Annotated in this window: 8 protein-coding genes; 4 read left to right on the top strand and 4 right to left on the bottom strand. The window is 61.8% G+C overall.

From position 1 onward, the window contains the following. The first annotated feature begins 96 nt into the window (after positions 1-96). Both C4K27_RS07705 and C4K27_RS07700 read left to right on the top strand, forming a co-directional pair. Positions 97-1,011 (top strand): DMT family transporter, encoded by a 915-nt coding sequence (locus tag C4K27_RS07705; RefSeq protein WP_053260021.1) that lies wholly within the window; start codon positions 97-99, stop codon positions 1,009-1,011. Positions 1,012-1,723: 712 nt separating this feature from the next. After that, positions 1,724-6,061: an autotransporter domain-containing protein gene (locus tag C4K27_RS07700; RefSeq protein ID WP_081002232.1), complete on the top strand. Its 4,338-nt coding sequence runs from the start codon at positions 1,724-1,726 to the stop codon at positions 6,059-6,061. A gap of 178 nt (positions 6,062-6,239) precedes the next feature. On the opposite strand, the gene C4K27_RS07695 is transcribed toward C4K27_RS07700, so the two are convergent. The 4 genes from C4K27_RS07695 to cysK form a co-directional block, all read right to left on the bottom strand. After that, positions 6,240-6,626, bottom strand: coding sequence for a hypothetical protein (locus C4K27_RS07695; RefSeq protein ID WP_053260020.1), 387 nt, complete (start codon positions 6,624-6,626; stop codon positions 6,240-6,242). 232 nt (positions 6,627-6,858) lie between these two features. Continuing rightward, positions 6,859-7,722, bottom strand: coding sequence for a DMT family transporter (locus tag C4K27_RS07690; protein ID WP_053260019.1), 864 nt, complete (start codon positions 7,720-7,722; stop codon positions 6,859-6,861). A gap of 345 nt (positions 7,723-8,067) precedes the next feature. Then, entirely contained in the window at positions 8,068-9,006 is a 939-nt protein-coding gene (locus C4K27_RS07685) for an aspartyl/asparaginyl beta-hydroxylase domain-containing protein (RefSeq protein WP_009042631.1), read from the bottom strand. A 283-nt stretch (positions 9,007-9,289) separates the two neighbouring features. Then, on the bottom strand, positions 9,290-10,264 hold the full coding sequence (gene cysK / locus C4K27_RS07680) for a cysteine synthase A (RefSeq protein WP_007926882.1): 975 nt from the start codon (positions 10,262-10,264) through the stop codon (positions 9,290-9,292). Positions 10,265-10,397: 133 nt separating this feature from the next. Between cysK and C4K27_RS07675 the strand changes: the two genes are divergently transcribed. Both C4K27_RS07675 and C4K27_RS07670 read left to right on the top strand, forming a co-directional pair. Continuing rightward, on the top strand, positions 10,398-11,471 hold the full coding sequence (locus C4K27_RS07675) for a DUF748 domain-containing protein (protein WP_053260018.1): 1,074 nt from the start codon (positions 10,398-10,400) through the stop codon (positions 11,469-11,471). A 143-nt stretch (positions 11,472-11,614) separates the two neighbouring features. Then, entirely contained in the window at positions 11,615-12,460 is an 846-nt protein-coding gene (locus C4K27_RS07670; protein ID WP_053260017.1) for an AAA family ATPase, read from the top strand. Positions 12,461-12,466 lie beyond the last annotated feature (6 nt).

Here is a 12,466-nt window from a genome sequence, read left to right as displayed (position 1 = left end):
ACCGCAAGATAGCGATTGCCCGCGCCCCGTCTCTCGGCAACACTCTCGCCCTGCTGAAAAAAGGGCCGTTGAACGGCCCATTAAAGGAGTTGCGCCGTGAGACTTGTCGATACCCTGCGTTTGTTGTCCCTGGCCGCGATCTGGGGCGCGAGTTTTCTGTTCATGCGCATCATCGCTCCAGTGATCGGCAGCATTCCCACGGCATTCTTTCGTGTCTCCATCGCCGCCACCGGCCTGCTGGTGATCCTCGCGCTGATGCGCATCAGCTGGGACTTCCAGGGCAAGTTCAAGACCGTGCTGCTACTCGGCGTAATCAACTCCGGCATCCCCGCCACTATGTATTCGGTGGCGGCCCTGGTGCTGCCGGCCGGTTATTCGGCGATCTTCAATGCCACCACGCCGTTGATGGGTGTACTGATCGGCGGGCTGTTCTTCCATGAAAAACTGACCCCGCCAAAAATCGCCGGGGTCAGCCTGGGCCTGTTCGGCGTGGGTATCCTGACCCGCGCCGGCCCCATGGCATTCGACCTGGAACTGCTGCTGGGCGCGCTGGCCTGCCTGCTCGCCACCACCTGCTACGGCTTCGCCGGCTTCCTCGCGCGACGCTGGCTGGACCAGGCCGGCGGCCTCGACAGTCGCCTCTCGGCCTTGGGCAGCATGCTCGGCGCCAGCCTGTTCCTGCTGCCGGTCTTCGCCTACAGCGCCATCAGCCAGCCGCCCGCCAGCTGGGGCGGCTGGAGCGTCTGGCTGTCGTTGCTGGGCCTGGGCCTGGCCTGCACCGCCTTTGCCTACATCCTGTATTTCCGCCTGCTGAGCTCGATCGGCCCGGTCAAGTCCATGACCGTGACCTTCATGATCCCGCCGTTCGGGGTGCTGTGGGGCGCGTTGCTGCTGGACGAGCCGCTGTCCATGGCTCACCTGTATGGCGGCGTGCTGATCGCCGCGGCCTTGTGGCTGGTCCTCAAGCCAGGAGCCCGGGTCGCCTCGCCCCGGGAACTGGCGGATCGCTGATCGCGTCGAGTCCCCGGCATTGCGAGCGGTCCTGAAACATGGGCGCGCTCGCCACTTGCATGACAGTCTCGATCAGGCTTGAGCGGAATCGAACTGCATATCGGACACCGTAACTTCCGCCCTTCGGCAAAAGAACTTAAAACAATAAAAAATCATCGCCATCTAAAAACAAATACTGCTCCCTTAACAAAAACATCCCCTCAAGCAAAAAAATCATTACCCCGCCTTCTTTATTTTTACCCCCTTCTTTCACCCCCTCGTCCAAACCCCATAAAACTTGAACACAATTCGCAAAATAAGCCCGCGCCAGACAGTTCCACTGATAACAACAACAAACTAACCATTACCAACAAAGATTATTCTCGATCACCATAAAGATATTTCTGAAAAGTTTAAAAAAAGTTCCCAACCTCTCTCCCCACGTATATTCCCGCCTTCTTCTTTATTAAGTTACCGGCCCGCTCACAACTTCCCCGGACAACTTGATCAGTTATTCAACGCTTATGAACAGATCACTCAGGCCGCACTGTTACAGCACCGGTCCTATTGCACTTCATAGCCAGAAAACTCCTCTCCCGGCCAGGAAGCGCTTCGCGCCCCTGTGCAGCCATCGAACGCTTTCACCCCCCGGCGCGCGCCTCTGATCCATAGCGCACTCAACGCCATTTCCACCCCTCCGACCAACACAGGCACCGCCTTGGAAAAGAAAACCATGACACCCCACAGCTTCAGACCCTCCAGCACCGCGCTCGCCGTCGCCCTGGCGTTGAGCTCCTTCGCCCCGGCCGTACTCGCCACGACGAACTGGACCGGAGACGCCCATCACATTGCCTATGACCAGGACGGCAATCCCTATCGCGTCAACGACAGCAACGCCTGGGAAAACAGTGGCAACTGGAGCAACGGCGCTCCCGCCAGCAATGAGGCGGTCAACATCGACCGGCCGCTCGCCGGGCGCAACAACCAAGTCGCGCAACTGGACAGTGCACGAACGGTCGGCAGCCTGAACGTCGGCACCGCCAACAATGGCCTGGGCCAGTTAAATGTCGGCGCCAACGGTAAGCTGAACATCGGTGACAGCTTCACCCTGGGCACCGTCCAAGGCTCCACGGGCAAGGCCACCTTCAACAACGGCGCGACAGTGAACACCGGCGGCGACCTGATCGTCGGCAAAGGCGGATCGGCCGACCTGACCCTCAAAGACGGCTCCAAGGCCCGCTCCCAGGGCGATACCCTGATTGGCGCAGACCGCGGTGCCTCCGGCACCCTTATCGTCGACAGCGGCTCGACGCTGACCAGCGACAAGCGGCTGGTAGTCGGCGGCGCCGGCAACGGCACTCTGCAAATCAAGAACGGCGGCCAGGTCACCAGCCAGGACAGCATCATCGCCGCCGACCTGGGTTCCAATGGCAGCGCCAGCCTCGATGGCGCCAACAGCCTGTGGAAGACCCTCGGCGACATGATCGTCGGCCAGGCCGGCAACGGCTCGCTGTCGCTCACCAACGGGGCCAAGGTGCAGAACGGTGGCAACACCGTCCTCGGTGCGCTCAGAGGCGGTAGCGGTACGGTCAGCGTCGACAACGGCACGCTGTCCACCGACAAGACCCTGATCGTCGGCGGCGCCGGCAACGGTACCCTGCAAATCAAGAACGGCGGCCAGGTAGAGAGCCAGGACAGCATCATCGCCGCCGACCTGGGCTCCAATGGCAGCGCCAGCCTCGATGGCGCCAACAGCCTGTGGAAGACCCTCGGCGACATGATCGTCGGCCAGGCCGGCAACGGCTCGCTGTCGCTCACCAACGGCGCCAAGGTGCAGAACGGTGGCAACACCGTCCTCGGTGCGCTCAGAGGCGGTAGCGGTACGGTCAGCGTCGACAACGGCACGCTGTCCACCGACAAGACCCTGATCGTCGGCGGCGCCGGCAACGGCACCCTGGAAATCAAGAACGGCGGCCAGGTAGAGAGCCAGGACAGCATCATCGCCGCCGACCTGGGCTCCAATGGCAGCGTCAGCCTCGATGGCGCCAACAGCCTGTGGAAGACCCTCGGCGACATGATCGTCGGCCAGGCCGGCAACGGCTCGCTGCTGCTCACCAACGGCGCCAAGGTGCAGAACGGTGGCAACACCGTCCTCGGCGCGCACCAAGGCTCAAGCGGTACGCTCAGCGTCGACAACAGTACGCTGTCCACCGACAAGACCCTGATCGTCGGCGGCGCCGGCAACGGTACCCTGCAAATCAAGAACGGCGGCCAGGTAGAGAGCCAGGACAGCATCATCGCCGCCGACCTGGGCTCCAATGGCAGCGTCAGCCTCGATGGCGCCAACAGCCTGTGGAAGACCCTCGGCGACATGATCGTCGGCCAGGCCGGCAACGGCTCGCTGCTGCTCACCAACGGCGCCAAGGTGCAGAACGGTGGCAACACCGTCCTCGGCGCGCACCAAGGCTCAAGCGGTACGCTCAGCGTCGACAACAGTACGCTGTCCACCGACAAGACGTTGCTGGTCGGTGGTGCTGGCAACGGCACCCTGGAAATCAAGAACGGCGGTCATGTAACGAGCCAGGACGGCATCATCGGTGCCAACCAGGGCGCCAATGGCAGCGCCAGCATCGACGGCGCGGGCAGCCTCTGGGAAACCCTCGGCGACCTGACCGTGGGCCAGGGCGGCAACGCCAGCCTGGTGCTCGCCAACCAGGGCGTGGCCAAAGTCGGCAGTGGCACCCTGCGGATCGCCGCCGACGGCACCTCCAATGCCGCTCTTTATGTGGGAGCGACCAGCGACAAAGCCGCCGACGCCAAGGGCGCGGGCAAGCTGGAAGCCAAACGCGTGGTCTTCGGCCAGGGCCAGGGCCTGGTCCAGTTCAACCACAACGACCGCGACTATCGGTTCGACGCCGGCTTCGAAGGTCAGGGCCGCATCAATCACATCGCCGGGCAGACCGTGTTCAACGGTGACTCCAGCCGCTTCACCGGCCAGTTGAATGTCAAAGGCGGCGAACTGCTGCTGAACAACGTCATGGCCGGGCAAGTACAGGTCGACAAGAACGCCAGCCTGCACATCGGTGCCTTCAACGGCAGCCAAGGCGAAGTGCTCAGCGATATCGGCAACGATGGCCAGGTGGTGCTCGATCGCAACAACCAGTACCAGTACGACCACGTCATCTACGGCAGCGGCTCGGTCGAGCAGCGCGGCACGGGGACCACCGTGCTCACCGGCGAAAACACCTACAAGGGCGGCACGCTGATCAGCAACGGCACCCTGCAACTGGGTGCCGGCGCGAACGGCGGCAACAGCGGCTCGATTCTTGGCGACGTGCAGATCGACGCGCCCGGCAGCCTGGTGTTCAACCGTGCCAACGGCTACACCTTCGGCGGCGCCCTCTCCGGCACCGGTACGCTCTATAAGCGCGGTGCCGGGCGCACCGAGCTGAGCGGCGACAGTTCCGCCTTCCACGGCCGCAGCCTCGTCGAGTCGGGCATCCTCGCCGTCAACGGCAAGCTCGGCGGCTCGACCGACGTGTATGACGGCGCAACCCTGGCCGGCAACGGCCAGGTCGGCAACGTCACCCTGCACAAAGGCGCGACCATCGCCCCCGGCAACTCCATCGGCACCCTGACCCTGGCCGGCGACCTCGACCAGCACAGCGGTTCGACCTTCCACGCCGAACTGCTGAGTACCGGGGCCAACGACCGGCTGCTGGTGAACGGCGCGGCGCGGCTCGAGGACGGCAGCATCATCAAGGCGGACAAACTCGACAGCAAACGCTACGAGCTGGACCGTCGCTACCTGGTGCTGGCGACCGAGAAAGGCCTGAGCGGGCGCTACAAGCTGACGGGCGATACCTGGGTCTCGACCTTCTATGACCTGGTGGACAACTACGACAGCCACAACGCCTACCTGGATGTGCAACAGACGCGCCTGTTCCAGGAAGCCGCCTTCACCCCCAACCAGCGGGCCACGGCCACTGCGGCACAAAGCCTGAAAGGCGCGGCCGTGCCGGCGCTGACGCCACCGGTGCACAACAAGCTGTTCGAGGCCATCGCCTATCTGCCCGATGACCACCAGGCACGGGATGCCTTCGATCAACTGTCCGGCGAGTTCCACAACTCCACCCGTTCGGCGCTGGTCCAGGACAGCCGCCTGGTTCGCGACGCGGCGAACACCCGCCTGCGCTCGGCGAGCGCCGCCCAGGCCCGTGACACCGCGAGCGACACTCACTCCGGCCTGACCCCGTGGATCACCACGCTGGGCAACTGGGGCGAAGTCAAGGGCGACAGCAATACCGCCAACCTGCGCAGCGACACCAAGGGCTTGCTCACCGGGGTCGATACCGCGGTCGGCGACAGCGGCCACATCGGCGTGCTAACCGGCTACAGCCGCACCGAACTGAAGAGCTCGTCACGCGACTCCTCGAGCGACAACGACAACATCCACCTGGGTGTCTATGGCGGAACACAGGTCAGCGGCTTCGACCTGCGCGGCGGCATGGCGTACACCTGGAGCCGGATCGATGCCAAGCGTTCGGTGAACTTCGCCGGCTACAGCGACCACCTGAAGTCCAAGCATGACGCCAATACCCTGCAAGCCTTCGGCGAACTGGGCCGGCGCTTCGACCTCAGCCCTTCGGTACAGCTGGAACCCTTCGCCAACCTGGCCTATGTGCAGGTCAAGAGCGAAGGTTTCAAGGAAAGTGGCGGCCCCGCGGCCCTGCGCGCCAAGCACGCGTCGGACGAGCAGACCTTCTCCACCCTGGGTCTGCGCGCCAGCGCCGACAAGCAGCTGGACAACGGCAAGTTGCTCACCGTATTCGGCAGCGCCGGCTGGAAACACGCCCTGAACGGCATCACACCGTCCAACACCTACCGTTTCGACGGCAGCGATGCGTTCCGTATCGAAGGTGCGGCCTACTCGCGCAACAGCGCGGTGGTCGAAGCCGGAGTGGAAACCCGGGTGACTCCCGAGCTGAGCCTGGGCGCCGCCTACAACGGGCAACTGGGCAGCGGTGCCAGCGAACATGGCCTGAGCCTGAACGCCAGCTACCGCTTCTGACCCCGCCATGATCACGCAGCGGCGGCCCCGCCGCTGTGTGTTGTGGATTGACCGGCAAGGTACACTTGCCGGTCTTTTTTTGCCTTTCGTCAAGGCATGCCTCCAGCAACAACGGGGGCATCCGTGACGGTCATTCAATACCCGGCGCTCTAGCGCCGGGTATTGGCCTATACCTGTGTCATGGCGACGTCAAGGTAATCAGGTACATCCCCGAGTTGACCGGTTTGCCTACCTCATCGACCAGCGCATATTGCTGATCGTAGTAGCGCCCTTCCTTGCCGCTGTCCGTGACCAGCTTGACGTTGACTGGCGATTTGCCGATGGCCGTCACCGAGCTCGATGGGCCGACGCCATGCACACGAATGTCGTTGCCGCGGGAAAACTGCGGGCACTGGCGAAGACTCAACGCGGCCCCGCCTTGGGCAGTCGAGCTTGGCGTGCAAGGCTCCTCGACGATGCTGCCGTGAAAATAGATCGTTCCCTGGATGCTTTGAGGGGCTGCGGAACAGATTCCACTCAAGCCTAGAAACATGCCGACACCTGCCAAAACCAGCTTGGTACTCATTCTGACTTTCTCCATTGGGCCTGAAGAGTGTGTCGTCAGTGTAGAAGAAATCTTTAATTTTTAAGGTTTGTCCTATTCCCAAATCACCAATAAATAGGGTAAAGGAGAATACAAATTAATGGCAATGAGCCATCATTGCTATCGGCCAGCCCTGGCCAATCTGAAGGGTCCGCCCTGGCAAAAAAAGGCGCAGCCCTCGCTCAAGTCGAAAGCTGCGCCCGGCCCTCATGAATCAGCTGTTTTTGCGGAACACAAACACCAACCCGACGATGATCAACAGCATGCCGAGCACGCTCAGCAGCGCCAGTCGATTACCGAAGAACAGGTAGTCCATCACGGCGGTCACCGCCGGCACCAAGTAGAACAGGCTGGTGACATTCACCAGATTGCCACGAGCGATCAGCCGGTACAGCAGCAAAGTCGCCAGCACCGAGACCACCAGCCCCATCCACAGCGCCGGGACGATAAAGCCGCCGCTGTGCTCGAAGTGGAACGGCTGGAACGGCACGAACAGCGCGCACAGCAACAGCCCCGCCAGGTACTGCACCGGCAGGGTTCCCAGCGGGTTGTCGCTGATGCGCTTCTGCATGATCGAGCCCAGGGTCATGCTCACCAGGGCCAGCAGACCGAAGAGCATCCCGGCCAGCGACATGCCGGCCAGTCCGATGCCCTGATAGACCACCATGATCAACCCGGCCAAACCCAGCGCCAGGCCGAACATCCGGCTCCAGGAGCGCTGACGCTCCATGATCACCACGGTGAGGATGGGTTGTACTCCCATGATGGTGGCCATCACTCCGGGGGTGACCTTCAGGTCCAGGGCCAGCAGGTAGAAGATCTGGTATGCCCCCAGCAACACCAGCCCGGTGGCCACCGCATACAGCATCGGCTTGCGTCCGCGGGGCAAACGCAGATTGAGCAGGGGAATCAACAGCACCAGCCCGCACAGGGCGATGGCAAAACGAAACAACAGGAAGGCAAAGGGCGAGGCATGGGCCAGCCCCCATTTGGAGAAGATCGCCCCACTGCTCCAGAGCAGGACGAACAGGCTCGTGGAAGCCGCCGCAAGCGCGGACTTTTTCGATATGAACAACATGAATACCACCTGTAATCAGGCAAATAGCCAACTCAGCCGAGGCTGAAATTCAGTAGTTTTTTCTGGCGGGCGCGGGCAACAGCAGAGGTTGCTGATCAGCCCTGTACGACGACACCCGGCGGTGATACGACGGCGCACACCGGCGTGCTACTGACAGGTGGGGGGTAATGACTGATCTGCACAGGCTGCGGGTTCCCGCACGGCACGACGCCAGCGTTGACCGCTGAATCGACTACCGCGTTGATGAGGGAATGAGGCATGTGCTGATCTTTCTGAAGTGGAAGGTGAATCTTCTGATACACCGGGCGCCGACTATAACCAGCGCCCGATATTCATTGCAACGCCTTATCCGAACAACCAGTAACCCAGGGCGGTCAGGACCACCACCGCCAGCACCGGACGCATGACGCGGTAGAGCTTCGGATTGCGGCGCTTCCATTGCTTGACCACGCCACTGATGCGGTCGCTGAAGCGCTTGCTCCAGGCATAGGCCTGGTTGATCCCGCCGACGCGCTCGTCGTCGAGGTTCTGCGGCGCGGTGGCACGCCCCAGCCAGGCGCTGATCCAGCGGTTGATGCGGGTCATCAGCGGGTTGCTCAGCGGACGCTCGATGTCGCAGAACAGAATGACCCGGGTCTTGTCGGTCTCGTTTTTGACCCAGTGCACATAGGTTTCATCGAACATCACGTCTTCGCCATCGCGCCAGGCGTAGACCTGGCCGTCGACGAAAATCCGGCAGTCGTCGGAGTTCGGCGTGGACAGGCCCAGGTGATAACGCAGGGAGCCGGCGAACGGATCGCGGTGCGGGTTCAGGTGGCTGCCACCGGGCAGCAGGGCGAACATCGCGCCCTTGACGTTGGGAATGCGGCTGACCAGTTCAACGGTCTTCGGGCACAGCAACTCGGCCGACGGCAGCGGTTTGTCGTACCACTTGAGGTAGAAACGCTTCCAGCCCTTCTTGAAGAACGAACCGAAACCGGCGTCGTTGTTCTTCTCGGCGGCGCGGATGTAACCCTCGTCGAACAAATGCATGGCTTCGTCGCGGATCACTTCCCAGTTGTCCTTGAGCACATCCAGCTCGGGGAACTTGCTGCGGTCCAGATAGGGCTTGGAAGGCACACCGGAAAACAGGTACATCAAGGCGTTATAAGGAGCGAACAGCGCCGAATGGTTGACGAACTGACGCAGCACCGGCAGTCGAGCCTTGCCGCGTAAATGCACGTAGAGAGTACTGCCGATGAATAGCAGCAACACCGCGGACTTGGCGGCAAACGAAAGGCTCATGCAATATCTCCTTGAAATAATTACCGGCGGGGCAGCATTCATCCGGCATGGCAGCCGGCCATGATAAACACTCCTGGCCCCTGGAAAAACCCGCACAAACCGACAATCAGTGTTAACAGTCGTGCAATAAAACGCTGATTAACACACGCCAGCTGAACGCCAGCTGAACGCCAGCTGAACGCCAGCTGACGCAGGTCAGTACCCATGCAACATGCCCTGCACGCCTTCGATCGCCGGCAAGCGGGCTCCTGCGGAGCCTGCCGGCGATCACCTTCCCACTGCCTTACTGCTGGTTCTCCTGCTCGGTGAACAGGTCGCTGAACAGCATGCTCGACAGATAACGCTCACCCGAATCCGGCAGCACCACCACTATGGTCTTGCCTTGCATCTCGGGGGTTTCCGCCAGGCGCACCGCCACCGCCATCGCCGCGCCGCAGGAGATGCCACAGAGGATCCCCTCCTCCTGCATCAGGCGCAGGGCCATGGCCTTGGATTCCTCGTCGCTCGCCAGCTCGACCCGGTCGACCATCGACAGGTCGAGATTGCTCGGCACAAAACCGGCACCGATGCCCTGGATCTTGTGCGGGCTGGGCTTGATCTCTTCGCCGGCCAGCTTCTGGGTGATCACCGGCGAGACGCTCGGCTCCACCGCCACCGACAGGATAGGTTTGCCCTGGGTCTTCTTGATGTAGCGGGAAACCCCGGTGATGGTGCCGCCGGTGCCGACGCCCGCCACCAGCACGTCCACCGCGCCATCGGTGTCATTCCAGATTTCCGGACCGGTGGTTTTCTCGTGGATCGCCGGGTTGGCCGGGTTATCGAACTGCTGTGGCATGAAGTATTTGTCAGGATCGCTGGCGAGGATTTGCGCGGCCTTCTCGATCGCCCCTTTCATGCCCTTGGCCGGCTCGGTCAGCACCAGCTCGGCCCCCAGGGCCTTGAGCACCTTGCGTCGCTCGATGCTCATCGACGCCGGCATGGTCAGGACCAGCTTATAGCCACGGGCCGCGGCGACGAAGGCCAGGCCGATACCGGTGTTACCCGAGGTCGGCTCGATGATGGTCATGCCCGGCTTGAGTTTGCCGCTGCTTTCCGCATCCCAGATCATGTTCGCGCCGATCCGGCACTTCACCGAATAACCCGGGTTGCGCCCTTCGATCTTGGCCAGGATGGTGACGCCGCGGGGCGCGATGCGGTTGATCTGCACCAGCGGCGTATTGCCGATGGAATGGGCGTTGTCAACGAAAATGCGGCTCATGGCTGGGTCCTTGTACAGCGTGAAAGGAAGTCTTCAAGGGTATGCCTCGCACCCATGAGCGTCCAGTCGGGACGAACGTCTGCGATGCCGGGGAGTCAATCGCTATAAGGCACATGGCTGGAGACTCACGCTCATGAAACGTCGCTACAGTTGGCCCCTGTGGACCCTCGCCGGGGTGCTGGTGCTGCTGGTTGCCCTGCATATCGCCCTGCCCTACCTGGTGCGCGATTACCTCAATGACCGGCTCGCCAACATGGGCGACTACCGTGGCCAGATCGCCGATGTCGACCTGGCCCTGTGGCGCGGTGCCTACCGGATCAACGGCCTGAAAATCGTCAAGGTCGACGGCAAGGTGCCGGTGCCGTTCGTCAATGCACCGCTGGTCGATCTGTCAGTGAGCTGGCGTTCCCTGTGGTACGACCATGCGGTGGTGGCCGAAGTGCAATTCGTCGGGCCGCAGGTCAACTTCGTCGACGGCGCCAACAAACAGAACTCGCAAACCGGTGAAGGCACCGACTGGCGGGCCCAGCTGAACAAACTGCTGCCCATCACCCTCAACGAAGTACAGGTCAGCGAAGGCAAGATCAGTTTCCGTAACTTCAACTCCAAACCGCCGGTGAACATGAGCGCCACCCAGGTCAACGCCATCGCCTACAACCTGACCAACGTGGTCGACACCCAAGGCAAACGCGACGCCCGCCTCGAAGGCAAGGCCCTGCTGCTGGGCCATGCGCCCCTGGAAACCAACGCCACCTTCGACCCACTGAGCGACTTCCAGGACTTCGAGTTCCGCCTGCGCGTGCGGGATATCGAACTCAAGCGCTTGAACGACTTCGCCGCCGCCTATGGCAAATTCGACTTCAACGCCGGCCACGGCGACCTGGTGATCGAAGCCGAAGCCAACAAGGGCCAGCTCACCGGCTATATCAAGCCGCTGCTGCGCGACGTCGATGTGTTCAATTGGCAGCAGGATGTCGAGAACAAGGACAAAGGGATATTCCGTTCGATCTGGGAAGCCCTGGTGGGGGTCAGCGAAACCGTGCTGAAAAACCAGGGAAAAAACCAGTTCGCCACCCGGGTCGAACTCAAAGGCAGCGTACATCAGCGTGATATCAGCGCATTCCAGGCTTTTTTGCAGATTTTACGCAATGGTTTCATCGAGGCCTTCAATGCCCAATATGAGCGTCCCAAACCATCTGCTGACTGAGTCACCACGTGACGCCCCATTCAGAGACTGAATGGGGCGTCTGCGTTCACAGTCGGCCGGGCGGCGCGCTATAGTCGGCCATTCGTGTTTTATTCTTCCGACCTGCTCGATGCACGTCGGCGTTACCGTTCGAGGAATTGCAGATGAAGTTCGAAGGCACCAGCGCGTACGTCGCCACCGATGACCTGAAGCTGGCAGTCAATGCCGCCATCACCCTGGAGCGGCCGCTGCTGGTCAAGGGTGAACCGGGCACCGGCAAGACCATGCTCGCCGAGCAACTGGCCGAGTCCTTCGGTGCCAGGCTGATCACCTGGCACATCAAGTCCACCACCAAGGCTCACCAGGGCCTGTACGAGTACGACGCAGTGAGCCGCCTGCGCGATTCGCAGCTGGGCGTGGACAAGGTGCATGACATCCGCAACTACCTGAAGAAAGGCAAGCTGTGGGAGGCCTTCGAATCCGAGGAGCGGGTGATCCTGCTGATCGACGAGATCGACAAGGCCGACATCGAGTTCCCCAACGACCTGTTGCAGGAACTCGACAAGATGGAGTTCTACGTCTACGAAATCGACGAGACCATCAAGGCCAAACAGCGCCCGATCATCATCATTACCTCCAACAACGAGAAAGAGCTGCCGGACGCTTTCCTGCGCCGCTGTTTCTTCCACTACATCGCCTTCCCCGACCGCACCACCCTGCAGAAAATCGTCGACGTGCACTACCCGGACATCAAGAAGGACCTGGTCAGCGAAGCGCTGGACGTGTTCTTCGATGTGCGCAAGGTACCGGGCCTGAAGAAGAAGCCTTCGACCTCCGAACTGGTGGACTGGCTCAAGCTGCTGATGGCCGACAACATCGGCGAAGCGGTGCTGCGCGAACGCGATCCGACCAAGGCCATCCCGCCGCTAGCCGGTGCCCTGGTGAAGAACGAGCAGGATGTACAGCTGCTCGAACGCCTGGCGTTCATGAGCCGTCGTGGCACCCGCTGAGAGGGC

This window comes from Pseudomonas chlororaphis subsp. chlororaphis, from assembly GCF_003945765.1.
Taxonomy (GTDB): Bacteria; Pseudomonadota; Gammaproteobacteria; order Pseudomonadales; family Pseudomonadaceae; genus Aquipseudomonas; species Aquipseudomonas chlororaphis.
Note: the sequence above shows the minus strand (reverse complement) of the source record. Positions and strands in the feature narration are given on the sequence as shown.

What these genes read in the sequence shown, in the direction of transcription:
- C4K27_RS07685 (WP_009042631.1), bottom strand. Translation starts at nt 9,006, where the DNA reads ATGAGCCTTTCGTTTGCCGCCAAGTCCGCGGTGTTGCTGCTATTCATC.
- C4K27_RS07700 (WP_081002232.1), top strand. Translation starts at nt 1,724, where the DNA reads ATGACACCCCACAGCTTCAGACCCTCCAGCACCGCGCTCGCCGTCGCC.
- C4K27_RS07675 (WP_053260018.1), top strand. Translation starts at nt 10,398, where the DNA reads ATGAAACGTCGCTACAGTTGGCCCCTGTGGACCCTCGCCGGGGTGCTG.
- cysK (WP_007926882.1), bottom strand. Translation starts at nt 10,264, where the DNA reads ATGAGCCGCATTTTCGTTGACAACGCCCATTCCATCGGCAATACGCCG.
- C4K27_RS07670 (WP_053260017.1), top strand. Translation starts at nt 11,615, where the DNA reads ATGAAGTTCGAAGGCACCAGCGCGTACGTCGCCACCGATGACCTGAAG.
- C4K27_RS07695 (WP_053260020.1), bottom strand. Translation starts at nt 6,626, where the DNA reads ATGAGTACCAAGCTGGTTTTGGCAGGTGTCGGCATGTTTCTAGGCTTG.
- C4K27_RS07690 (WP_053260019.1), bottom strand. Translation starts at nt 7,722, where the DNA reads ATGTTGTTCATATCGAAAAAGTCCGCGCTTGCGGCGGCTTCCACGAGC.